The organism is Streptomyces sp. NPDC045778 (assembly GCF_056431945.1).
Window position 1 is genome coordinate 45242 of the sequence record NZ_JBWKJZ010000031.1, and the last position, 21601, is coordinate 66842.

The 21601-nt window shown below is 72.5% G+C and carries 22 protein-coding genes; 12 read left to right on the forward strand and 10 right to left on the reverse strand.

Annotation, left to right across the window (positions count from 1 at the left end):
* Positions 1 to 249 precede the first annotated feature (249 nt).
* Positions 250 to 597: an MBT domain-containing protein gene (locus AC07GB_RS31155; RefSeq protein WP_478851277.1), complete on the forward strand. Its 348-nt coding sequence runs from the start codon at positions 250 to 252 to the stop codon at positions 595 to 597.
* A 112-nt stretch (positions 598 to 709) separates the two neighbouring features.
* On the opposite strand, the gene AC07GB_RS31160 is transcribed toward AC07GB_RS31155, so the two are convergent.
* Positions 710 to 1660, reverse strand: a complete 951-nt coding sequence (locus AC07GB_RS31160) for a hypothetical protein (protein ID WP_478851279.1) — start codon at positions 1658 to 1660, stop codon at positions 710 to 712.
* A 180-nt stretch (positions 1661 to 1840) separates the two neighbouring features.
* Here AC07GB_RS31160 and AC07GB_RS31165 point away from each other — a divergent pair, with 180 nt between their 5' ends.
* Positions 1841 to 3235, forward strand: coding sequence for an FG-GAP and VCBS repeat-containing protein (locus tag AC07GB_RS31165; protein WP_478851281.1), 1395 nt, complete (start codon positions 1841 to 1843; stop codon positions 3233 to 3235).
* A 123-nt stretch (positions 3236 to 3358) separates the two neighbouring features.
* Here the strand turns inward: AC07GB_RS31165 and AC07GB_RS31170 are convergent, their stop codons facing one another.
* The 3 genes from AC07GB_RS31170 to AC07GB_RS31180 form a co-directional block, all read right to left on the reverse strand.
* Positions 3359 to 3892: a hypothetical protein gene (locus tag AC07GB_RS31170; RefSeq protein WP_478851283.1), complete on the reverse strand. Its 534-nt coding sequence runs from the start codon at positions 3890 to 3892 to the stop codon at positions 3359 to 3361.
* A gap of 93 nt (positions 3893 to 3985) precedes the next feature.
* Positions 3986 to 4498, reverse strand: coding sequence for a hypothetical protein (locus AC07GB_RS31175; protein ID WP_478851285.1), 513 nt, complete (start codon positions 4496 to 4498; stop codon positions 3986 to 3988).
* A gap of 122 nt (positions 4499 to 4620) precedes the next feature.
* Positions 4621 to 6210 carry a beta-N-acetylhexosaminidase gene (locus tag AC07GB_RS31180; RefSeq protein WP_478851287.1) on the reverse strand — a complete coding sequence of 530 codons (1590 nt, stop codon included), beginning with the start codon at positions 6208 to 6210 and terminating at the stop codon, positions 4621 to 4623.
* Positions 6211 to 6483: 273 nt separating this feature from the next.
* Between AC07GB_RS31180 and AC07GB_RS31185 the strand changes: the two genes are divergently transcribed.
* The 6 genes from AC07GB_RS31185 to AC07GB_RS31210 all read left to right on the forward strand — a co-directional run bounded on the left by AC07GB_RS31185 (position 6484) and on the right by AC07GB_RS31210 (position 11371).
* Positions 6484 to 7077: a 2-oxo-4-hydroxy-4-carboxy-5-ureidoimidazoline decarboxylase gene (locus tag AC07GB_RS31185; protein ID WP_478851397.1), complete on the forward strand. Its 594-nt coding sequence runs from the start codon at positions 6484 to 6486 to the stop codon at positions 7075 to 7077.
* A gap of 148 nt (positions 7078 to 7225) precedes the next feature.
* Entirely contained in the window at positions 7226 to 7606 is a 381-nt protein-coding gene (gene sdhC / locus AC07GB_RS31190; RefSeq protein WP_478851289.1) for a succinate dehydrogenase, cytochrome b556 subunit, read from the forward strand.
* Positions 7607 to 7614: 8 nt separating this feature from the next.
* Positions 7615 to 8097 (forward strand): succinate dehydrogenase hydrophobic membrane anchor subunit, encoded by a 483-nt coding sequence (locus AC07GB_RS31195; protein ID WP_138961443.1) that lies wholly within the window; start codon positions 7615 to 7617, stop codon positions 8095 to 8097.
* A gap of 16 nt (positions 8098 to 8113) precedes the next feature.
* Positions 8114 to 9868, forward strand: coding sequence for a succinate dehydrogenase flavoprotein subunit (gene sdhA, locus AC07GB_RS31200; protein ID WP_478851291.1), 1755 nt, complete (start codon positions 8114 to 8116; stop codon positions 9866 to 9868).
* The gene (locus AC07GB_RS31205; protein ID WP_478851293.1) at positions 9868 to 10629 is read left to right on the forward strand and encodes a succinate dehydrogenase iron-sulfur subunit; all 762 of its coding nucleotides are present in this window, start codon (positions 9868 to 9870) and stop codon (positions 10627 to 10629) included. Before sdhA ends, AC07GB_RS31205 begins: the two co-directional genes overlap by 1 nt.
* Before the next feature lie 163 nt (positions 10630 to 10792).
* On the forward strand, positions 10793 to 11371 hold the full coding sequence (locus tag AC07GB_RS31210; RefSeq protein ID WP_478851295.1) for a Uma2 family endonuclease: 579 nt from the start codon (positions 10793 to 10795) through the stop codon (positions 11369 to 11371).
* A 111-nt stretch (positions 11372 to 11482) separates the two neighbouring features.
* Here AC07GB_RS31210 and AC07GB_RS31215 read toward each other — a convergent pair whose 3' ends face one another.
* Complete coding sequence (locus AC07GB_RS31215) at positions 11483 to 11818, reverse strand: cupin domain-containing protein (RefSeq protein ID WP_478851399.1); 336 nt, start codon at positions 11816 to 11818, stop codon at positions 11483 to 11485.
* Positions 11819 to 11844: 26 nt separating this feature from the next.
* On the opposite strand from AC07GB_RS31215, the gene AC07GB_RS31220 reads away from it, so the two are divergent.
* Positions 11845 to 12261, forward strand: coding sequence for a VOC family protein (locus tag AC07GB_RS31220; protein WP_478851297.1), 417 nt, complete (start codon positions 11845 to 11847; stop codon positions 12259 to 12261).
* Between the two features lie 4 nt (positions 12262 to 12265).
* On the opposite strand, the gene AC07GB_RS31225 is transcribed toward AC07GB_RS31220, so the two are convergent.
* Positions 12266 to 14938: an MMPL family transporter gene (locus AC07GB_RS31225; RefSeq protein ID WP_478851299.1), complete on the reverse strand. Its 2673-nt coding sequence runs from the start codon at positions 14936 to 14938 to the stop codon at positions 12266 to 12268.
* Between the two features lie 260 nt (positions 14939 to 15198).
* Here AC07GB_RS31225 and AC07GB_RS31230 point away from each other — a divergent pair, with 260 nt between their 5' ends.
* Positions 15199 to 15864 (forward strand): response regulator transcription factor, encoded by a 666-nt coding sequence (locus AC07GB_RS31230; protein WP_478851401.1) that lies wholly within the window; start codon positions 15199 to 15201, stop codon positions 15862 to 15864.
* Positions 15861 to 17402 (forward strand): sensor histidine kinase, encoded by a 1542-nt coding sequence (locus tag AC07GB_RS31235; RefSeq protein ID WP_478851301.1) that lies wholly within the window; start codon positions 15861 to 15863, stop codon positions 17400 to 17402. Before AC07GB_RS31230 ends, AC07GB_RS31235 begins: the two co-directional genes overlap by 4 nt.
* Here the strand turns inward: AC07GB_RS31235 and AC07GB_RS31240 are convergent.
* Both AC07GB_RS31240 and AC07GB_RS31245 read right to left on the reverse strand, forming a co-directional pair.
* The gene (locus AC07GB_RS31240) at positions 17368 to 18594 is read right to left on the reverse strand and encodes a metallophosphoesterase (RefSeq protein WP_478851303.1); all 1227 of its coding nucleotides are present in this window, start codon (positions 18592 to 18594) and stop codon (positions 17368 to 17370) included. The two genes, AC07GB_RS31235 and AC07GB_RS31240, sit on opposite strands and share 35 nt — an antisense overlap.
* Positions 18595 to 18596: 2 nt before the next feature.
* On the reverse strand, positions 18597 to 18836 hold the full coding sequence (locus AC07GB_RS31245) for an SCO4848 family membrane protein (RefSeq protein ID WP_030668762.1): 240 nt from the start codon (positions 18834 to 18836) through the stop codon (positions 18597 to 18599).
* Positions 18837 to 18945: 109 nt separating this feature from the next.
* Between AC07GB_RS31245 and AC07GB_RS31250 the strand changes: the two genes are divergently transcribed.
* Positions 18946 to 20181, forward strand: coding sequence for a D-alanyl-D-alanine carboxypeptidase family protein (locus tag AC07GB_RS31250; protein ID WP_478851305.1), 1236 nt, complete (start codon positions 18946 to 18948; stop codon positions 20179 to 20181).
* Here AC07GB_RS31250 and AC07GB_RS31255 read toward each other — a convergent pair.
* Both AC07GB_RS31255 and AC07GB_RS31260 read right to left on the reverse strand, forming a co-directional pair.
* Positions 20150 to 21082, reverse strand: coding sequence for a YihY/virulence factor BrkB family protein (locus AC07GB_RS31255; protein WP_478851307.1), 933 nt, complete (start codon positions 21080 to 21082; stop codon positions 20150 to 20152). The two genes, AC07GB_RS31250 and AC07GB_RS31255, sit on opposite strands and share 32 nt — an antisense overlap.
* The gene (locus AC07GB_RS31260; protein WP_478851309.1) at positions 21070 to 21597 is read right to left on the reverse strand and encodes a GtrA family protein; all 528 of its coding nucleotides are present in this window, start codon (positions 21595 to 21597) and stop codon (positions 21070 to 21072) included. The genes AC07GB_RS31255 and AC07GB_RS31260 overlap by 13 nt, the downstream gene beginning before the upstream one ends.
* Positions 21598 to 21601: the final 4 nt, after the last annotated feature.

Consider the following 21601-nt stretch of genomic DNA (forward strand, 5'->3'; position numbering starts at 1 on the left):
CCGCCCGGCGGCGGCCCACGGTGATGGCTCGCGACACGGCGCGAAACTGCACGCTACGGCGTGAAAGCCGTGCACGTCCATGTTTGTACAACGCGCAACTAGCGGGTGACAGGGCGAGGTGTGACAGAAAACGCACCCCGGACGCTGTAGGGAGTACGGACCGCCACGCGGTTCGTGCCGTGTGACGGCCGGGGCCTCTCCTGTGGGGGGTGGCGGCCCCGGCCGTTCCCGCGCTGCCAGACTTGGCGTATGGACTCAGAGCGCCAGACCAGCCCTCCCGGCGGCCCTGCTCTGCGTGACGGCACCCGCGTCATACACGCGGGCATCCGCGCCGTCGTGGCAGGCGGACACGGAGGCCGCGTACGCATCCGGCTCGACGCCGAGGACTACATGTACCGCCGGGACCTGCTGGTGGACCCCGGCGAGCTGGAACCGGTCGACCCGTGCGAACTCGACCCGTCCGAGCTGGGGGTGATCCCGCCGCCCCGCTGCCCCTCGTGCGGCGGCAGCGGGACGATCCAGTGGACGGACGACGACGGGTGGGGGCACGAAGCGCTCTGCGAGACGTGTGACGGTGGCGGAGAGGTGAGTGGTTGACGCCGCTCCGGGCTTCGGTGCCCGGCGCCCTGTGCCCGGCGCCCAGCCGAACGGCCCCGGCCCCTGCACCCTGCCTCGGCCCCTGCCGCTCCCCCGCCCCCGCACGGGCCCCTCAGACCTCGAACAGGCCCGTGCTGCCGCCGAGGCCGTCGAGTTCGCTCGCGTCCACGATCCGGGCCGCGGGCGGAGCCTTCGCCTCGACCGGCTTGTCGTAGTCGGAGACCTGCATGCTCATGCTGTCCCCGCCGCTCTCCTCCAGCTCCATCGCGACGAGGTACGGCTTGCCCTCCGCGGCGACGTACACGGTGGTGTCGGTGCCGTCCTGCCGCTCCACCAGCGGTATGACGCGCCGGCCGTAGCGCCACGTCGCGTCCTTGGCGCGGATGGTCGTGGTGCCCGTCACGCCGTCGAAGTTGTCGAGCACCTCGTCCAGGTCACACTGCGCGGACGGCATCACGCGCTTTCCCGAACTCCCGTCGCCCGTGGGGAACTTCACGTACTTCCCGCGCAGCAGCGCGATGCGCCGCTCCATCTGCGCGGCGACCTCGGGACCGCGCGCCCGCGCCAGCGAGCCCAGGGCGTCGAGGGACGCGTCCTGGAAGCGCACATACGTCTCGCGCCCCTCGATCATGATCATCTCTCCGCGTACGGGGCCCTGCTCGACCGTGCCGGTGCAGTTGCTCTCCCGGTCGACGTGCAGCGTCACCTCCTGGTGCCCCGCGGTGCCGGCCGGCGCGGACCCCTTGGTCTGGGTGAGGTTGATCCGCATCGAGTGCGTCGCCTTCATCAGGTCCAGGGCCTGCCGCGTGAGCTGCTGCCCGCGCGCCTCGTCCCGCGGCAGTTCCTTCACGAACGTGCCCCCGGTCAGCCGCACCGGCTCGCGCTCGCCGCCGCAGGCCGTCATGGCCGACGCGAGCGAACCGGCCACGAGCGCGACGGCCACGGCCCGCGCCCACCGGCGGCGCGCCCCGGCCCGCGTCCCGCGCTCCACCTTCAGCCCCACAGTTCCCACCGTCTCCGCCCCGCCCTGCCCGCGCGTCCGCGCGCCCGTCGGACTTCTCATACGTTTCTCATGAACCCTGCGCGCAGGAGCGCTCCGATGTCACATCCCGGGCGTGCGGGATAGATCACGCGCTGTTTCGCGCCACCCCGTACAACCCTCCGCCCCTCATATGGGTCTTACGAACTCGTTGATTCACCGGGAGTTCGCTCAGGAGCTCAGGATTCTCAAGGGGTGAGGTACGTGACCCTCAAGCACAAGGCCTGGCTCGCCGTGGGCAGTTTCGTCCTCGGCGGCGCCGCCGTCAGCGGCACGGGAGCGGTGGCCCACGCGGCCACCGGAACCGCAGACAGCACCGCGGACCTGGTGGCGGGCATGCCCAGAGCGGGCGCGGGCGCCCTGAGCGTCCTGCCGGGCGCGGCGGGCGGCCCCGACGCGGCCGCGCGCAAGAACCTCACGCAGTCCAGCCCCGGCGTCCCCGGCCTTGACGAGCCCGGCGACGAGTGGGCCGCCGCCACGGCCCAGGGCGACCTGAACGGCGACGGCCACGCGGACCTCGTCATCGGCGCGCCCGGCGAGGACGACACCGCGGGCCACAAGGACCGGGGCGCGGTCACGATGCTGTACGGCCCCGGCTTCACCTCCGGCACGGACATGCAGCTGTCGGAGGACTTCGCGTACGGCGGCGCGCGGTTCGGCTCGGCCGTGGCCGTCGGCGACTTCAACAAGGACGGCAAGGCGGACGTGTTCGCGGCGTCCACCGGCACGGGCGGCAGCTGGGCCGCGCGGCTCTCGGCGGACCAGGAGGCGGCGGGCACGATCACCTCCGCCGAGCGGGCCATCTCCTTCCCGGCTGCGGCCTCCGGCGACTTCAACCACGACGGGTACGCGGACGTGGCCCTCACCTACCGGGACACGGCGGGCCAGGCCAAGGCCCTCTGGTTCCGGGGCACCCGCTCGGGCCTCAGCAAGGCCGGCCACCTCTCCACCCGGGGCGGCCGCTCCGTGGCGGCGGCCGACGTGAACGGCGACGGCTACGACGACCTGGTCATCGGCCAGCCGTACACCGCCGAGTCGGGCGCGCACGCGGGCGGCCAGGTCACCGTCGTGAACGGCGGCTCCGGCGGGCTCACGAGCACGGGCGCGCGGACCGTCCACCAGGCCACGGCAGGCGTGCCCGGCGCGGCCGAGGCGGGCGACGCGATGGGCTGGTCGGTCGCGGCGGCCGACGTGGACGGCGACGGCTGCGCGGACGTGCTCACGGGCGCGCCGGGCGAGGACATCACGCGCGCGGGCAAGGCCCGTACGGACGCGGGTACGTCGCTGCTCCTCAAGGGCTCGCGCGCGGGTCTGACCGGCGCGGGTGCGCTGGCTGTCAGCCAGGACGAGCCGGACATCCCCGGCGTCACGGAGACCGGTGACCGGCTCGGCTCCTCGGTCACGCTCGCCGACTTCGACGGGAACGGGCGTCCCGACCTCGCGGTCGGCGCCGAGGGCGAGGACAAGGGGGACGGGACGGTGCTTCAGCTGGATACCGGGGCCGACGGTACTGTCCTGCGGACCAGCGGGGTGTACTACGCGCGGGCTCAGCTCGGGACTCCTGCGGGGGCGCGCCTTGGGCAGGTGCTCGCGCCGTAGGTCCAACCGCCGTGGCCGTCCGCGGGTTCGTCGTGGCTGGTCGCGCAGTTCCCCGCGCCCCTTAAGGGCGCTCCCCTCAGCGGCGCTCCCCCTCAAGGGCGCTCCCCTCAAGGGCGCTCCCCCTTACGGCGCGGTCCTCGCGCGGCGTGAGACCACCGCGCGCAGCACCCTGCGGCCCTCCGTCGACACGTCGAGCACCTGGCGCAGGCCGCCGCCGGGGGCGCTCGCGCCGAGGAGTTCCAGGACGCGTATCTGGCGGCGCAGCTCGGCGGCGACCAGCGGTGCCACGCCCTCGCCCGTGGCGTCGAGGAGGCGGTGGATCTGGAGCGCGGCGGCGGAGCAGCCGTCGGCCCAGGTCCGCAGCGCGCCCGCGGTGCGCTCGGCGGGGGCGGCGGCGAGCATCCGCCGGGCGAGCACCGCCGCCGGATCCGCGGCGAACGCGGCGTCTGCGGCGTCTGCGGCCTCTGCGGGTTCGAGGGCCTGCCGCACCCCGGCGAGCGCCCCGCCCCACGCCGTGCCCTCCGCGAGGCTCGCCCACAGCGGCCTGAGGACCTGTTCGTCGACGCCGGAGCCGAACAGCGGCACGCACCGGTCGAGGCAGGCGAGCCCGCTCGCGGCGAGGCCCGCCTCGTCGGCCTGGGCGATCAGCTCCACCAAGCTCGCAGGTGTCTCTTCTGGCTTCACATGCCCTTACAGCGTCCGACGGCCCGTTTCCGTCACTGCGGCCGAAATCAGCTGGTGGGCGGAGCGCTACTGCGGCAGCACCCCGAGCCGGTCGAGGAACCGGAAGAACAGCTCCTCCGCGGACGGCTCGGGGTCGGCGCGGAGCACGTGGAGCAGCGCCGCGGAGCGCGCGGAGCGGCCCGCCTCGGCCGCCCAGGCGACGGCGCGCTCGGCGGCGTCGCGCGGTTCGAGGAAGTAGTCCTCGACGGTCAGCTCGTCGGCGGCCAGATAGCGGGCCATCGCGGTGCGCGCCAGGCACGTCGTCCACGCGCCGCTGTCAGGGGCGGCCGCCTCGACGACCACGCAGTCGCTGTCCAGCACGTAGCCGAAGAGGGCGGGCGCGCCGGTCTCCGCGGCCAGCGCGTTCATGTTCCCGACGTCCTTGGCCTCCTCGGTGGCCTTGCTCGGGCACTCCCACACCTGCCAGCCGTCGGGCCGCCGCTCCAGGAGTGCGAGTTCGTCCCGCGCTCCCGCGAGCGCAGCGCACTCCCCCAGTGGACGCGTGCTCCTTCCCACGACGTAATAGCCCCAGTACCCCATGTCCCCGCCCCCGTCGTACTCGCACCGTGCCTGTGCCGCCGTGGCCGCACCCTAGACGGCCCGCGCCCCTTTTCCCCCTAGTTGGCCCGCCCGGCCGTGTCCTCAAACTCCGGACGGGGTTTTCACCGCCCGCCGTCCTCCACCCGCCCCGCGAGGTCCACGAAGTCGCGCCACGGCCTCGACGGCTGCCGGGCGTCCCACAGCTTCTGCGCTGTCGCCCGCAGCGGCATGCGGATGCCCCGGGCCACCTGCTCCTGCGTCTGGGCCCCGGCGAGGTCGCACCAGACGGCGAAGGCGCCGCCGAGGATCTGGTCGTCGTACGCGGCGTCGACCGGCCGGGTGCCGCGCAGGACGCGCGGGGTCCACTGCTCGTAGACGCGCTGCCCGGTGGGGTAGGCGAAGTCGTTCGGCTCGCCGAGGACGTAGTAGAGGTACTCGTCGTTGTAGTTGAGGACGTCACGGCCGTCGCGCAGATACTCGACGGGGTCGCGGGCGCCGAGTTCCTTGCCGGTCCAGTACGCCACCTCGACGCGCTCGTCGGCGGCCGTGACGCCGCCGCGGAAGAAGCCGTCGTTCCAGGCCCGGACATCCCGCGCGGGGCCGACCGTCCGCGCCCGGTCGTTCAGCCACCGCGTCGCCAGGTCCTGGATCCGGGCGCCGGGCCCGAGCCGCTCGCGCGCCGCCGCGGCCAGGCGCGGATAGGAGGCCTCCGGATCGCGGACCACCAGGGCCTGGTACTCGTCCGCGCCGATGTGCCACTGCTCGCCGGGGAACAGGTCGCCGTACTCGCGCAGCAGGTCGTCGACGATCCGCGCCGCCTTCGGATTCGCTATGTCCACGGCCCCCCGCGTCGCCGCGCCCCGGACGTCGCGCAGCTGGAGATCCGGGTGCGCCTTCAGAACGGCGCCGAGGTGCCCCGGCGAGTCGATCTCCGGTACGACGGTGATGTGGCGGCTCGCCGCGAGGTCGACGATGCGGCGCACCTGCTCCTTGCTGAGGTGCTCGGCCGAGACCACCTCCGGATGGGACTCCGATGCGACCCGGAACGCCTGGTCGTCGGAGAAGTGCAGACCCAGCTCGTTGTACTTGAGGTCGCCCAGCTCCACCACGCGCCGCTCGATCCACTCGGCCGAGAAGTGCTTGCGGGCGATGTCGACCATGAAACCGCGCCGCGGCTTCGCGGGCGCGTCCCGCACGACGCCCTCGGGCGCGGCGCCGTCGGCGCGCACGGCCTGCTTCAGGGTGCGGGTGCCGTAGAAGACGCCCGCCTCCGCGGGGCCTGTGACGCGGACGATCCGGTCCTTCACGGTGAGCGTGTACGACTCCGGGTTCCGGCCCTTCGCGGCGCCGTCCAGGTCGAGCCGTACGTCGCCCCGGCGCGGCGCCGCCTCGCCCCCGTACCGAAGGCGCAGCTCACCGGCGAGCAGCCGGGCCTCGTCCCTGAGGCCCGGGTCGCCCACCACCACGCGCCCCCCGGGCCCGGGGCGCCAGCCCGGCCCGCGGGCGGGGGTGTGCTGGCGCACGGCCGGGATGGTGCGGGGGGCCTTCGACAGGGCGTAGGACCGCGAGGGCGTGGGCTCGGCGGAGGTGGGGGCACGGCCGACCCGCCGGCCGCTCCCGCCGTCGTCGCCACCGGGCCAGGCCACCAGGGCGACGACCACGGCGCCCGCCGCGACGACGCCTCCGCCCACGAGGGCCGCGCGCCGCCTCACCGCGGGTCACCCCCGGTGCCGCCGGGCGGCACGGCACCCGCACCGGCGGCCTCCAGTGCCCCCACGGCCCGTACGGCCCCGCATGTCAAGGCGTCCACACCTCCACGCTAAGCCCCCTCTCCCCGACCCCGCCCGTCCACTCGGAGCCTCCAAACTCTCCTATCCGGGTGAATTCGCCACGCCGATTCCGCAGAGCGGACGGACACTTCTTCCGTCACCCCGATAGCGTGGCGCACCGTCACTCACCCGTCTGCCCTCCGCCGAGGAGCCCCCCTGCCGTCGCACCGCGCCATACCGGCCCCCTCGGGATCCCCGGCATCTGCGGGCCCGCTGGAGCCCCTGAACGCCGCGCCCGCCGACGAGGTCCAGCGCACCCTCCTGACCGCTTACGGAAGCAGCCACTGGGCCCGCAGGCTCACCGCCCACCGGCCCTACCCCGACCTCGGCGCGCTGCTCGCCGCCGCCGACGAGGCCGCGTACGACCTGACGCCCGCCGACCTCGCCGAGGCCCTGGCCGCCGAGCCGCGCGAACCGGCCCCGCCGCCGGCCGGCGCCCACGCCGTCGCCACCGCCCTGCGCGCCGCCCACGCCGCGTACGAGAGCCGCTTCGGCCACCCCTTCGTGATCTTCCTGGAGGCCACCGCTCCCGGCGAGGCCCTCGACCACCTGCTCGCCTCGCTGCGCGACCGGCTCGGCAACGCCCCGGAGGAGGAGCTGGCCGTGGCCGGGGACGAGCTACGGCGCACCGCCCGCGCCCGACTCACCCGGCTTGTCCACAACTGGCCTGGAATCTCCGTACCGTCCCCGGCCCCGCCGCCGGGGCAGGCCCCCGCAGCACGCAGCGATAGCCCGTACGTACCAGTTTGATTGCCTGTTTGATCACACCCGAGGACCCCGGGCAAGCCCACCGACAACTCGTCGATACGATGACGAGCGGCCGGTGGACCGTACCCGGCCGGGCTCGTCCGACCAAGAAGCCGGCCGGCCCCAATCCCCGCTCCCGGAGGGTTCTTCCGTGCCGGCTGGAACGCTGTACCGCGGCCGGGAAGGAATGTGGTCCTGGGTGGCTCATCGAGTCACCGGCGTCCTCATCTTCTTCTTCCTGTTCGTACATGTGCTGGACACCGCTCTCGTCCGCGTCTCGCCCGAGGCGTACGACGAGGTCGTGGCTACCTACAAGACGCCGATCGTCGCGCTCCTCGAGTACGGTCTGGTCGCCGCCATCCTCTTCCACGCGCTCAACGGCCTGCGCGTCATCGCCGTCGACTTCTGGTCGAAGGGCCCGCGCTTCCAGAAGCAGATGCTCTGGACCGTCGTGGGCATCTGGGTCGTCCTGATGGTGGGCGCGCTGTACCCGGTCCTCGGCCACGCCGTCCGTGAACTGTTCGGGAGCTGAGGCCAGACATGTCCGACACCACGCTCGAGAAGTCCGGAGTGGGCCCCGTGGAGGGTGACTCCCTCTACGACGCCGACAACCCCGCGCCCGTCATCGAGGCCCCCCGCAAGCGCACGTCGAAGACGCCTCGCGCCACCCGCGGCAACTTCGAGATGGCCGCCTGGCTGTTCATGCGCCTGTCCGGCGTCGTCCTCGTCGTCCTCGTCATCACGCACCTGCTGATCCAGCTGGTGCTCGACGGCGGTGTCTCGAAGATCGGCTTCGCGTTCGTCGCGGGTCGCTGGGCGTCCCCGTTCTGGCAGGTCTGGGACCTGCTGATGCTGTGGCTCGCCATGCTGCACGGCGCGAACGGCCTGCGCACGGTCATCAACGACTACGCGGAGCGCCCGAACACGCGCCTGTGGCTCAAGGGCCTGCTGTACACCGCCACGGTGTTCACCATCCTCCTGGGCACGCTGGTGATCTTCACCTTCGACCCGAACATCCGCTAAAGCCGAGGCGACCCCAGTGAAGATTCACAAGTACGACACCGTCATCGTCGGCGCCGGCGGCGCCGGTATGCGCGCCGCCATCGAGGCGACGAAGCGCAGCCGCACCGCCGTGCTCACCAAGCTCTACCCCACGCGCTCCCACACCGGCGCGGCGCAGGGCGGCATGGCCGCCGCGCTCGCCAACGTGGAGGAGGACAACTGGGAGTGGCACACCTTCGACACGATCAAGGGCGGTGACTACCTGGTCGACCAGGACGCCGCCGAGATCCTCGCGAAGGAGGCCATCGACGCGGTCCTCGACCTGGAGAAGATGGGCCTGCCGTTCGGCCGGACGCCCGAGGGCCAGATCGACCAGCGCCGGTTCGGCGGTCACTCCCGCAACCACGGCGAGGCCCCGGTCCGCCGGTCCTGCTACTCGGGCGACCGCACCGGCCACATGATCCTCCAGACCCTCTACCAGAACTGCATCAAGGAGGGTGTGGAGTTCTTCAACGAGTTCTACGTCCTCGATCAGCTCATCGTGGAGGAGGACGGCGTCAGGAAGTCGGCGGGCGTCGTCGCGTACGAGCTGGCCACCGGCGAGATCCACGTCTTCCAGGCGAAGGCCGTCATCTACGCCTCGGGCGGCACCGGCAAGTTCTTCAAGGTGACCTCCAACGCGCACACCCTGACCGGTGACGGCCAGGCGGCCTGCTACCGGCGCGGTCTGCCCCTTGAGGACATGGAGTTCTTCCAGTTCCACCCGACCGGCATCTGGCGCATGGGCATCCTGCTGACGGAGGGCGCCCGCGGTGAGGGCGGCATCCTCCGCAACAAGGACGGCGAGCGCTTCATGGAGAAGTACGCGCCGGTCATGAAGGACCTCGCGTCCCGTGACGTCGTCTCGCGCTCCATCTACACGGAGATCCGCGAGGGCCGCGGCTGCGGTCCCGAGGGCGACCACGTCTACCTGGACCTGACGCACCTCCCGCCGGAGCAGCTCGACGCCAAGCTCCCGGACATCACGGAGTTCGCGCGTACGTACCTCGGCATCGAGCCCTACACGGACCCGATCCCGATCCAGCCGACCGCGCACTACGCCATGGGCGGCATCCCGACGAACGTCGAGGGTGAGGTCCTGGCGGACAACACCACCGTCGTCCCGGGCCTGTACGCGGCCGGCGAGGTCGCCTGCGTGTCGGTGCACGGCGCCAACCGCCTGGGCACCAACTCGCTGCTCGACATCAACGTCTTCGGGCGCCGCGCGGGCATCGCCGCCGCGGAGTACGCCGCGAAGGCCGACTTCGTGGAGCTGCCGGAGAACCCGGCGGGCCTTGTGGTCGACCTGGTCGAGCAGCTGCGCGACTCCCGGGGCACCGAGCGGGTCGCGGAGATCCGCAAGGAACTCCAGGAGACGATGGACGCCAACGTGATGGTGTTCCGCACGGAGCAGACCATCAAGACGGCCGTCGAGAAGATCGCCGAGCTGCGCGAGCGCTACAAGAACGTCTCGGTCCAGGACAAGGGCAAGCGCTTCAACACCGACCTCCTGGAGGCGATCGAGCTGGGCAACCTGCTCGACCTCGCCGAGGTCATGGCGGTCTCGGCCCTCGCCCGCAAGGAGTCCCGCGGTGGTCACTACCGCGAGGACTACCCCAACCGCGACGACGTCAACTTCATGCGCCACACCATGGCGTACCGCGAGGTCGCCGACGACGGCAAGGACTCGATCCGCCTCGACTACAAGCCGGTCGTCCAGACCCGCTACCAGCCGATGGAGCGTAAGTACTGATGGCAACCCCGACGATGGACAAGGTCGAGGCGGACGCCGCGGCCTCGTCCCACCTCATCACCGTCACCTTCCGGATCCGCCGCTTCAACCCGGAGGTCTCGGCGGAGGCGACCTGGGAAGACTTCCAGCTGGAGATCGACCCCAAGGAACGCGTCCTCGACGGTCTGCACAAGATCAAGTGGGACCTGGACGGCACGCTGACGTTCCGCCGCTCCTGCGCGCACGGCATCTGCGGCTCGGACGCCATGCGGATCAACGGCAAGAACCGCCTGGCCTGCAAGACCCTGATCAAGGACATCAACCCGGCCAAGCCGATCACGGTCGAGCCCATCAAGGGCCTGACGGTCCTGAAGGACCTCGTCGTGGACATGGAGCCGTTCTTCCAGGCCTACCGCGACGTGATGCCCTTCCTGGTCACCACGGGCAACGAGCCGACGCGCGAGCGCCTCCAGTCCCCGGAGGACCGCGAGCGCTTCGACGACACCACGAAGTGCATCCTGTGCGCCGCGTGCACGTCGTCCTGCCCGGTCTTCTGGAACGACGGCCAGTACTTCGGCCCGGCCGCGATCGTGAACGCGCACCGCTTCATCTTCGACAGCCGTGACGAGGCGGGCGAGCAGCGCCTGGAGATCCTGAACGACAAGGACGGCGTGTGGCGCTGCCGCACCACGTTCAACTGCACGGACGCCTGCCCGCGTGGCATCGAGGTCACGAAGGCGATCCAGGAAGTGAAGCGCGCCCTGATCACGCGCCGCTTCTGAGCCTCCGGCTCGGCTTGCGGTGAGGGCCCCGCCCCCGGTTTCGCACCGGGGGCGGGGCCCTCACTCGTTCGCGTGAACGCATCCGGCGTGAGGCATTCGGGCGAAGCCGGACCTCCGAGGATGCTCTCGACACCCGTGCGTGGGAGGTCCAGGGATGCCACCGATGACGTTGCTCGACGAGGCCGAGTTCATCATGAAGCGGTTACCCGGCTGCCGCGTCGAAGTCATCGGGGGCGTCATCACCGTGACCATGCTGCCGGACGGCGCACACGCCTCAACGCTGACCGATCTCATGCGCGCGTTCTTCGCGGCGGGGCTGCACGAGGGGGAGACCGAGGTGCTCCAACGCGTCGGCCTGTGGCTGCCCGGTGGGCCGGAGGACTATGCCGTCCCCGACCTCTCCATCATCGACGCGGACAGCGACGACCGCGTGATCGAGTACAACTGCTACGACCCCGCTGTCTTCCGCATGGTGCTCGAAGTCACTTCGAACAACTACCAGAACGACCTGCGTGTCAAAGTCGCCGCCTACGCCATCGCCAAGATCCCTGTGTACGTCATCCTCGATCGCAAGCACCAGCGCCTGCATGTGCTCAGCGCCCCCGCAGGAGGCGAGTACGCGAACCACCAGGTGCACGCCCCCGGCCAGGTGATCGCCCTCCCCGACTCGATCGGCGCCAAGGTGTCGCTGGACGTGACGGCGATCCTCGAAGCGTCCCAGCCCAAGCGGCGCGCCGACTGACCCCGACGAATCCACCCGCTCCCATCCCCGCTCCTTCCGCGCGCCGGGGCCGGGGCCTGGTGTGGGTGGGCTTCGCCGGGCCCCGGGACACCGCGCCGGGACCGCCCCGCGTCAGGGCGTCGCCGTCACCGCGGTGAGGAGGACCACGGCGTCCGCGAGGGCGACGAGGCCATGCCGCTCGTGCGGCAGCGCGGCGAACTGACCGGCGTCGAGCACGCTCTCGCCGCCCCGCTCGGTGGTCAGCCGCACCCGCCCTCGCAGCACGCACAGGCTCGCGGCGGGCGGCGTGTTGTGCTCGTCGAGCGCCGATCCCGAGGCCAGCGCGATGACGCTCTGCCGCAGCGCCCCGTCGTGGACGACGAGCCGCGCGCTGCGGCCGTGGGCGTCGCCGCGGGCGCGGTTCAGGTGCTCTTCGGCGAGAGTCGTGAGGTCATGGACTTCCGTCATACTCTTCATGTCCGTATTCTGACGCTATGTCAGACAATCGTCCACCGTGCGTTCCGGACCTCCTCGGATACGACAACGTGCTGCTGCCCGTCGGCGACCTCGCCGAGGCCGTCGGCTTCTACGAACGGGCCGGGTTCCCGGTCGCGTACCGGCTCGACGAGGCCGGGCTCGCCGTCCTGAAGGCAGGGGCCGAGACGCCCGGCCTGCTCCTGCGCGTTGAGGAGGGCCTCGGGCGCCGGCCGCCGCTGGGGCCCGCGCCGCGCGTCTGGCTGGAGGTGCGGGACGCGCGGGCCACGGCCGCGGGCCTCGCCGCGGCCGGGGTCCCGGTCCTCGCCGAGCCGTTCGCCGGGGCCACGGGCTGGACGGTGGAGATCACGGACCCGTGGGGCAACGTGCTCGGCTTCACCGACTACTCCAAGCGGCCGGAGCTGGCCCGCGGCTGAGGCCTCACTGCGCGGGCCCGATGCCCACCGCCTCCACCAGCTCCAGGTCGTACGTCAGCGGGCCGCTGCCGAGCATGATGTGGCGGGCCTTCGAGGCGTACCCGGGAGCCGTCGCCGCGAGCAGGTACACGCCGGGGGCGGGCGCCGAGAGGACGTACGAGCCGTCGGCGAGGGACGAGACGCGGTCGAGCTGGCGGCCGCTCTTGGACAGCAGGGTCATGGTCACGGTGTGGATGGGCTCGCCGTCGGGCGTGATGATGAAGCCGTGCACGACGTGGGCACCGCGCTCGTCCCCGCCGGGGAGGCCCGGGTACTTGGGGAGCCCGGGCAGCCCGGGGACGCAGTGCTCGTCGCCGGCCGCGTACGCCGGGTCGTACGGGTCGTACGGGTCGTACGGCGCGAAGTCGCCGCGGGCGGTCAGCGGGTCCGTCGCCCCGCACGCCCCGTCGACCGCGCACACGCCGGGCCCCCGCCGGCCCGGCGCGGGCATCGCCGGGCCGAGGGCCGCCGCCACCAGCGCCTCAAGGTCCTCGGGCGCCGGGGGCACGGCGTCCTCGGGCTCGACGGCGAGGTGCGGCAGACGGCGGTCGAGCCAGGGCGGCAGCCACCAGTTGGCGCGGCCGAGCAGCTGCATGACGGCGGGTACGAGCGCGGTGCGCAGCACGAACGCGTCGAGCGCGACGGCCGCCGCGAGGCCGATGCCCGCCATCGCGCCCTCCATGTCGCCGCTGAGGACGAAGGCGGAGAACACGCAGATCATGATGAGCGCCGCGCAGTTGATGACCCGGCTGGTCTCCGCGAGGCCGACGCGCACCGCGCGGGCGTTGTCCCGGGTGTGCACCCACTCCTCGTGCATGCGGCTGACCAGGAACACCTGGTAGTCCATCGACAGGCCGAAGAGCAGCGAGAGCATGACGACCGGCAGGAACGCCGTGATCGGGCCCTCCTTGGCGATGCCGAGCGTCTCCGCGCCCCAGCCCCACTGGAACACCGCCACCAGGAGGCCGAAGGAGGCCGCGGCCGCGAGCAGGTTCATCACGGCCGCCGTCAGCGGGACGACCAGGGAGCGGAAGGCGACCAGGAGCAGCAGGAAGCCGAGCACGACGATGGCGCCCACGAAGTACGGCAGTCGCTCCGCCGTGACCGTGGCGAAGTCCTTGAACACCGCCGTCACGCCGCCGACGTGCGCGTCCACGCCCGCCCGCGGCAGCACGTCGGCGCGCAGCCGGTCGATCAGGCGGTCCGTCCCCTCGGACTGCGGCGATGTGGTGGGGACGACCTGGATGACGGCGGTGCCGCCGTCGGCAGGGGGCGGCGCGGCGGCGACGTGCGCCACGCCCTGCGTCTCGCGGATGCGCTCCACCAGGCCCTCGGTGGCGGCCGGGTCCGCCTTCTCCACGACGACTTGGAGGGGCCCGTTGAAGCCGGGTCCGAAGCCCTCGGCCAGCAGGTCGTAGGCCTGTCGGGTGGTGCTGGACTCCTGGTGGTTGCCCTGGTCGGTAGCGCCGAGGCGCAGCGAGAGGAGCGGCAGCGACAGGGCCGCCATGACCGCGACGGCCAGCAGCGCGACCGTCCGCGGGCGCCGCTCCACGGCCCCGGCCCAGCGCGCCGCGAGGCCGGTCGGCTCCTCCGGCTCGGGTCCCGTGGCCGCGAGGCGGCGGCGCTGGCGGCGGCTGAGCACGCGGGGCCCGAGCACGCCGAGCATCGCGGGCAGCAGGGTGAGGGCGGCGAGCACGCTCAGGACGACGGTGAGGGAGGCGGCGATGACCACGCCGTCCAGGAAGCGCATGTTCATCACGAGCATCCCGGCGAGCGCGGCGCACACGGTGCCGCCCGCGAACAGCACGGCACGTCCTGAGGTGTCGAGCGCACGCGCGGCCGACTCCTCGGGGTCGAGGCCGCGCAGGATGCCCCGGCGGTGCCGGGTGACGATGAACAGCGCGTAGTCGATGCCGACGCCGAGCCCGATCAACGTGCCGAGCAGCGGGGCCACTTCGGGCACGGCCGTGACGTGGCTGAGCAGCATCGTGGCGAGCAGCCCGGCGCCGACGGCGAACACGGCCGTCAGGATCGGCAGGAGCATCGCGAACAGCGAGCCGAAGGCGAGGAAGAGCACCACGGCGGCGGCCGCGATGCCGACGGCCTCCGCGGTGCCCGCGGGCGGCTCCTGGACGCGGGCCACGGCCTGGCCCCCGAGCGCGACGCGAAGCCCGGGGCGCTCGGCGTCGAGCGCGGTGTCCACGACGTCCTGGACGAGGCGCTTGGAGACGTCGTCGGCCTGCTCGGTGAAGGTGACCCGCGCGTAGGCGACGCGCCCGTCGCGGCTGATCCGCGCGGCGGCCTCGGGGCCCTGCCCGTACGGGCCCGCCACCTCGCCGATGCCCTTCATCCCGGCGATCCCGGCGAGCGCGGGCTCGATCCGCTCGCGCACGGCGGCGTCCCGCACCGACCCACGCGCGGTCTTCCACACCACGGTGTCGGTGTCGCCGCTGCGCTCCGGGAAGGCCTTCTCCATCAGGTCGCCGGCGCGCTTGGAGTCCGTGTCGGAGGCGGAGAAGACGTTCGCGTAGTCGGTGCCCGCGGGGCCGGCGACGGCCCCCAGGCCGACCAGTGCCACCGCCCACAGCACCAGGACCACCAGCCGGTGCCGGTAGCACCAGCGCGCCCATGCCACCACGTCGTACGCCCCTTCGTCCGATGGTTCGGTCTCTTCGCCGAGCCGAGCCGGGGCCCGGCGGCCCCCGCGGCGCGGAGGACCCCCAGCATCAGCGGCACGGCGGCCGGTCGCGCGGCGAAGGCCGTGATTCTCAAGCAACTCCAAACCACGGTCCGGCCCCCCGGTACAACGAGCGCCCCGATACTGGGGACATGAGCCACGCCGAGGGATCCCGGGGAACACCTGTCGCAGAGGCCGCTCCCGAGGCGGGCGGCGCCACCGTGCTCGTGGTGGAGGACGAGCCGAGCATCGCCGACGTCCTCAGCCTGACCCTGCGCTTCCACCGTTTCGACGTGATGACGGCGGGCTCCGTGCGCGAGGCCCGCGCGCTCGCCGGGCGCACCCGGCCCGACTGCGCGCTCCTCGACGTGATGCTGCCGGACGGCGACGGGCGGCAGCTCGGCCGTGAACTGCGGGCGCGCAGGCCCGACCTCGCGCTGGTGTTCCTCACCGCGCGCGACGCGCCGGCCGAGGTCATCGGCGCCCTCGGCTTCGCCGACGACTACATCACCAAGCCGTTCCACATCGACGAGGTCGTGGCCCGCGTCGGCGCGGTGCTGCGCCGCACCCGGCCCGGTGACGTGCTGCCGCAGCGCCCGCCGCTGCGCTACGGCGACCTGGAGCTGGACGAGACGACGTATCTGGTGCGCAGGGGCGGCCGCGAGGTGCAGCTCACGCCCACCGAGTACGCCCTGCTGCGCTTCCTCGTCCGCAACGGCGGCCGGGTGGTGCCCAAGGAGCAACTCCTGCGCCACGTCTGGCACATCGAGCACGCGGCGGAGTCGACGGTCGTGGAGACGTACATCAGCTATCTGCGGCGCAAGCTCGACCAGGTGGGGCCCCCGCTGATCACGACCCGGCGCGGCGTGGGGTACGGACTGGCATGAGGAAGCGGGCCTGCCCCGGCCCGCGGCGGCTCTTCGGGAACTCGCTGCGCGCCAAGCTCACGCTGGTGAACGTCGTCCTGCTCGCCCTCGGCATAGCGGCCGCGACCGCCGTGAGCATCATGGGCATGAAGCACTACCTGCTCAACAGCGTCGACTCCGAGCTGAAGAGTTCACGTACCGCGTTCGCCGGCATGCCGTTCACCCTCGACCATCTGAAGGAGATCAACAACTTCAAGGACTCGCTCGTCGCGCTGCCGCCGAAGGTCGGGGACGCGGACGAACTGCCCCCCTCCACCTCGCTGTTCGTGGCCGTCGACCCCCGCGGCAAGCCCGTCCACTTCGGGTTCGTCGGCTCCCGGCGGCTCCAGCTCCAGCTCGCCCGCGCCGTCGGCGACGCGCAGCGGTTCGCGGACCGCCCGGGACCGGGTGACGTACGGCTCGACGGCGACTCGTACCGCGCCCTCGGCGTGCGGATCGCCGACGGCTCGGTCCTCGTCCTCGCCACCTCCACGGAGGACGTGCACGCGAGCGTGCGCAAGGCGCTCCGGCTCGATCTGGCCTTCGGCGTGCTGCTGCTCGCGCTGCTCGCCGTCCTGACGATGATCTCCGCGAGCCGGCGCCTGCGGCCCCTGGAGGACATGGTCGAGACGGCCTCCGCGATCGCCGAGGGCGACCTGAAGCGGCGCGTGCCGACGCGGCGGACCGAGGTGCGGGAGACCGAGCAGCTGCGGCTCGCGCTCAACTCCATGCTCCAGCAGGTCGAGACGGCCTTCGCGACCCGCGAGCGCAGCGAGGCCCAGCTGCGGCAGTTCGTCGCGGACGCCTCGCACGAGCTGCGCACCCCGCTGTCGGCGATCCGCGGCTACCTCCAGCTGTACGACAACGGCATGCTGACCACGCCGGAGGACCGCTCCCGCGCGTGGTGCCGCGTCAACGCCGAGACCGACCGCATGAACCACCTCGTGGAGGAGCTGCTCACCCTGGCCCGCCTGGACCAGCAGCCCGAACTCCGCCTCCGCGCGGTCGACCTGAGCCGCCTGGTGCGGGACGCGGCCGACGACCTGCGCGCGCAGGACCCGGGCCGCCCGCTCACGGTGTGCGCGGACGGCGCGATCCTGGTGCGGGCGGACGAGCAGGGCCTGCGCAAGGTCCTCGCCAACCTGCTCGCCAACGTACGCGCCCACACCCCCGCCAGGACCCCGGTGCGGCTCGGCCTTGAGCGGCGGGGCCACGTGGTGTGCCTGACCGTGGCGGACGAGGGGCCGGGCCTCGGCGACGACGACGCGGCCCGGGTCTTCGACCGCTTCTTCCGGGCGGGCCGCAGCGCGGGCAGCGGGCTCGGCATGGCGATCGTGCAGGGCGTGGTGGCGGCCCACGGCGGGCGCGTCCAGCTCCGCACGGCGCCGGGCGAGGGCCTGACGGTCCTGGTCAGCCTCCCGCGCGTGCCGTCGCCTCCGTCCGCGCCGCCGCACCCTCAGCCGCTGTCCGAGCCGGCCGCCCTGCTCACGCCCGGCGCGAAGCCAGCTCCACCACCGTGATGTCGGACGGCGCCCCCACCCGCACGGGCGGGCCCCACGCCCCGGCGCCGCGCGTCACGTACAGCTGCGTGTCGCCGTAGCGTTCCAGGCCCGCGAGGGTGGGGTTGGCGAGGTCGGCGACGAAGTTGTTGGGCCAGAGCTGGCCGCCGTGGGTGTGGCCGGAGAGCTGGAGGTCGACGCCGTGCTCGACGGCGTCGTGGATGACCACCGGCTGGTGGGCGAGCAGCACCGAGGCGCGCGTGCGGTCCCGGTCGCCGAGCGCCTTGGCGAAGTCGGGGCCCTGGCCCTCGTCCTCGCCCTGCACGTCGTTGACCCCGGCGAGGTCGAAGTACGGCAGTTCGGTGCGGGCGTTCTCCAGGGGGCGCAGGCCGAGCGAGCGGACGTGCTCCACCCACTGCTCGGCGCCGGAGAAGTATTCGTGATTGCCTGTGACGAAGAACGCGCCGTGGCGTGCGCGCAGGTCGGCGAGGGGGCGGGCGGCGCCCGCGAGGTCCTCGACATCCCCGTCCACCAGGTCGCCGACGATCGCGATGAGGTCGGCCTGGGTGGAGTTGACGGTGTCCACGACCCGTCGGGCGAAGCCTTCGCCGAGCACCGGGCCGAGGTGGATGTCGCTCACCACGGCGATGCGGAAGCCGTGCGCCGCGCGGGGCAGCTTGGCCAGCGGGACGGTGACGCGTTTCACGCGGGGGCCGCGGAGCACCTCGTACGTGCCGTAGCCCACGGTCGCCGCCGCCACCGTGGCCGCGCCCGCGGCTACTGTTCTGGCCACGAAGAGGCGCCGGGGCAGGTCCCCGCCCGGGCCGGTCGGCTGGGGCTGCGCCCCTTTCCCCGCCTCGTCGGCGCTTCGCGCCTCGTCATCGAGCGCCGGACGGGCTGTCCATCGTTTCAGCAGTGGGCGTACCAGCTCGCCGACCAGCAGCGCCAGAAGCAGATACAGCGCGAACGCCATCCACAAAAAGCCCGGCCACGCCAGGATCTGCTGGAGCGGGAACGGGGCCCCGGCCCGCTCCGCCACCAGGGCCGCGAACATCAGCACGGGGCCCGCGAGGTACGCCACCGTGCCCAGGCGTCTGCCCCAGGAGCCCTTGACCGTGGTGTCGCGCACCGTCCGCCGCCACACGTACCAGAGCAGCCCGCCGAGGACGGCGGCCACGCCGAGCGCGATGAGGACGGCTCCGAGGACGTTCACGGCTATGAGGTTCGGCGCAGTGCGCGCACCCCACGCAACCCGATGGTCCCGACCACCGTCCCCAAGACAAAGGAGACAACGGCGAGCGTCAGGTGCACCCAGAAGTACGCCGTGGGACGGCCGTCGTCGAAGGCGAGCCCGCTGCCGTCCTTCCACAGGTTCTTGACGAAAGTGATCCAGATGACCCAGCTCCACGCGCCGAAGGCGAGCAGGAACCAGGAGACGGGGCGGCTGAGCTTCATACGCTCAGTATCACCAGGCGCCCTCACGGACCGCCTTCGGGGTGGGGGCCACCGGGCTGCGCGGACCTCGGCGGATACGGGTGCCGCCACGCCCTGTACGTTCTCGTCCGTGCCTGCTGTGAAGAAGACCGCCCTGCTCATCGCCTCCACGACGCTGCTGTCCCTGTCGGCGGCCGCGCCCGCGTTCGCCGACGACAAGCCGGGCGGCGACAAGGACAAACAGCCGAAGCCGCCCGCGCAGATGTCCACGGTCGGCGGCGCCCGTCTCGGCAAGCCGGGCACCCAGGTGGAGCTGCGGACGGGCGCGCCGGTGCTGCCCAAGGACCTGTCGGCCCGCTCCTGGATCGTCTCGGACGCGGAGTCCGGCGAGGTGCTCGCCGCGCACAACGCGCACTGGCGCCTCGCCCCGGCGAGCACCCTGAAGATGCTGTTCGCGGACACGGTCCTGCCGAAGTTCCCGAAGACCCAGAAGCACAAGGTCGCCCTGTCGGAGCTGCAGGGCGTCGGCGTGGGCAGCAGCCTGGTCGGCATCAAGGAGAACGAGACGTACTCGGTCCACGACCTGTGGCTGGGTGTCTTCCTGCGCTCCGGCAACGACGCCGTGCACGTCCTGTCCGAGATGAACGGCGGCGTCCCGCAGACCGTGAAGGACATGCAGAAGCACGCCGAGGAGCTCCAGGCCCTCGACACGAACGTCGTCACGCCCGACGGCTACGACGAGAAGGGCCAGGTGTCGTCCGCGTACGACCTGAGCCTGTTCGCCCGCTCCGGACTCCAGAAGAAGGACTTCCGCGAGTACTGCGCGACGGCCACCGCGGAGTTCCCCGGCAAGACGGAGAAGATCAAGAAGGGCAAGGACAAGGGCAAGACGAAGCGCGAGCCCTTCGGCATCCAGAACACCAACCGCCTGCTGACCGGCGCCGACGGCGTCGAGGCGTACAAGGGCATCGCGGGCGTCAAGAACGGCTCGACGACCAACGCGGGCAACACCTTCACGGGCGTCGCCGAGCGCGACGGCAAGGTGCTGCTCGTCACCGTCATGAACCCCTCGTCGGGCGAGCCGCACGCCGTCTACAAGGAGACGGCCCGGCTGCTCGACTGGGGCTTCGCGGCCCACGACAAGGTGAAGCCGGTCGGTGACCTGGTCCCGCCGAAGGGTGCCCACACCGGCGCGGGCAAGGGCGCCCCGGGCGACGGCGGCTCGAACGCGAAGAACGTGGCGCACGCCTCGGGCGGCGGGTCCAACGGCATGGGTGTCGCGCTCGGCATCGCGGCCGGGGTACTGGCCGTGGTCGCGGGCGGGCTGTTCCTGCTCAACCGTCGCTGGCCGCTGCGCCGGGGCTGACGGCCCGCTCGTCCTGCCGGGCCGTACGCTCCTCCGGCTGCTCCTCGCCGGCCTCCGTCTTCGGCGTCGCCGTCCAGGCGGCGCAGAAGAGGAGCAGCTTCGCGGTGAAGTTGATCCACAGCAGCAGCGCGACGGGCACACCGAAGGCGCCGTACATGCTCTTCGCGGCGACGCCCTTCATATAGCCGCCGAGCAGGACCTTCAGGAGTTCGAACCCGGCCGCGCCGAGCAGCGCGGCGACGATCAGCGCGCGCCGGTGCGGCTGGACGCCGGGCAGCAGCGTGAGGACGTACAGCAGGAGCAGGAAGTCGGCGAGGACGGCGATGGCGAACGCGGCCAGCTGGAGCAGCACGCCGCCGGGGCCGTCCCTGTCGACGCCGAGCTGGTCGGCACTCCAGCCCACGGCCGTGGAGGCGACGCCGGAGGCGATGAGCGAGGCGAGCCCGGCGCCGCCGAGCCCGGCGAGCACGCCCAGGTCCTTGAGCTTGCGCAGGAACGGGTTCTCGTCGGTGTCCTCGAGCAGCCAGACCGTGCGCAGGCACTCCCGCATCGAGCCGACCCAGCCGACGCCGGTGAACAGCAGCAGGACGCCCGCGACGAGGCCGACGGTGCCTGCGTTGGCGACGAGGGCGTCCAGGTCGAGCTGGTCGGAGATGCCCGGGACCTGCTCGGAGATCTTGTCCTCGATCTTCTGCGTCTGCTTCGCGGAGAGGGTGGCAGCCGCGATGGCCGCCGCGACCGTGATCAGCGGGAAGAGCGCGATGAAGCTGATGAAGGTCATGGCGGCGGCGAGCCGGGTCCAGTGGACCTCGTCGAGCCGTTCGTACGAGCGCCACGCGTGCGTACGCATCAAGCGTTCGACGTACGGCCCGATGCCAGGCAGCTTCTTCAGCCAGTCCATGTCCCCTGCCCCGTTCCTGGTGCGGTCTGTGCGGTCGGCGTGGCCCGCGGGGTCCCCGTGTCCTGCGGGGTCCGTGTGGCTTGTGTGACCCGTGTGTCCCGCGCGCCCTGTGAGCGGAATACCAACGTCCGTGTACCCCAAAACCGCAGGACAGTGGCCAGTGCCATGCCGATTCCCGCGCCCGATACCGTGTCCGCCCGCCGCGAGGTGAACCCCAGGCCGTAGTGGGAGACGGCGATGCACAGGAGCTGGACGAGGGCGCCCGCGACGTTGACGGCGCAGAAGACGGCGTACTGGCGCAGCCGTGAGGCCCCTCCTCCTCCGGTCCCGCGGTAGGTGCCGAGCGCGTTGCCCGCGTACGCGACCGTGCACCCGGCGACGAACGACAGGGCCTTCGCGGTCAGCGGGTCGAGCCCGACGGGCCCGCGCAGCCACAGGAAGAGGCCGAGGTCGACGGCGTACGCGCAGATCCCGGCGGCGGCGAAGCCGAGCAGCTCGCGCGCGGCGGGGCGCACGCGC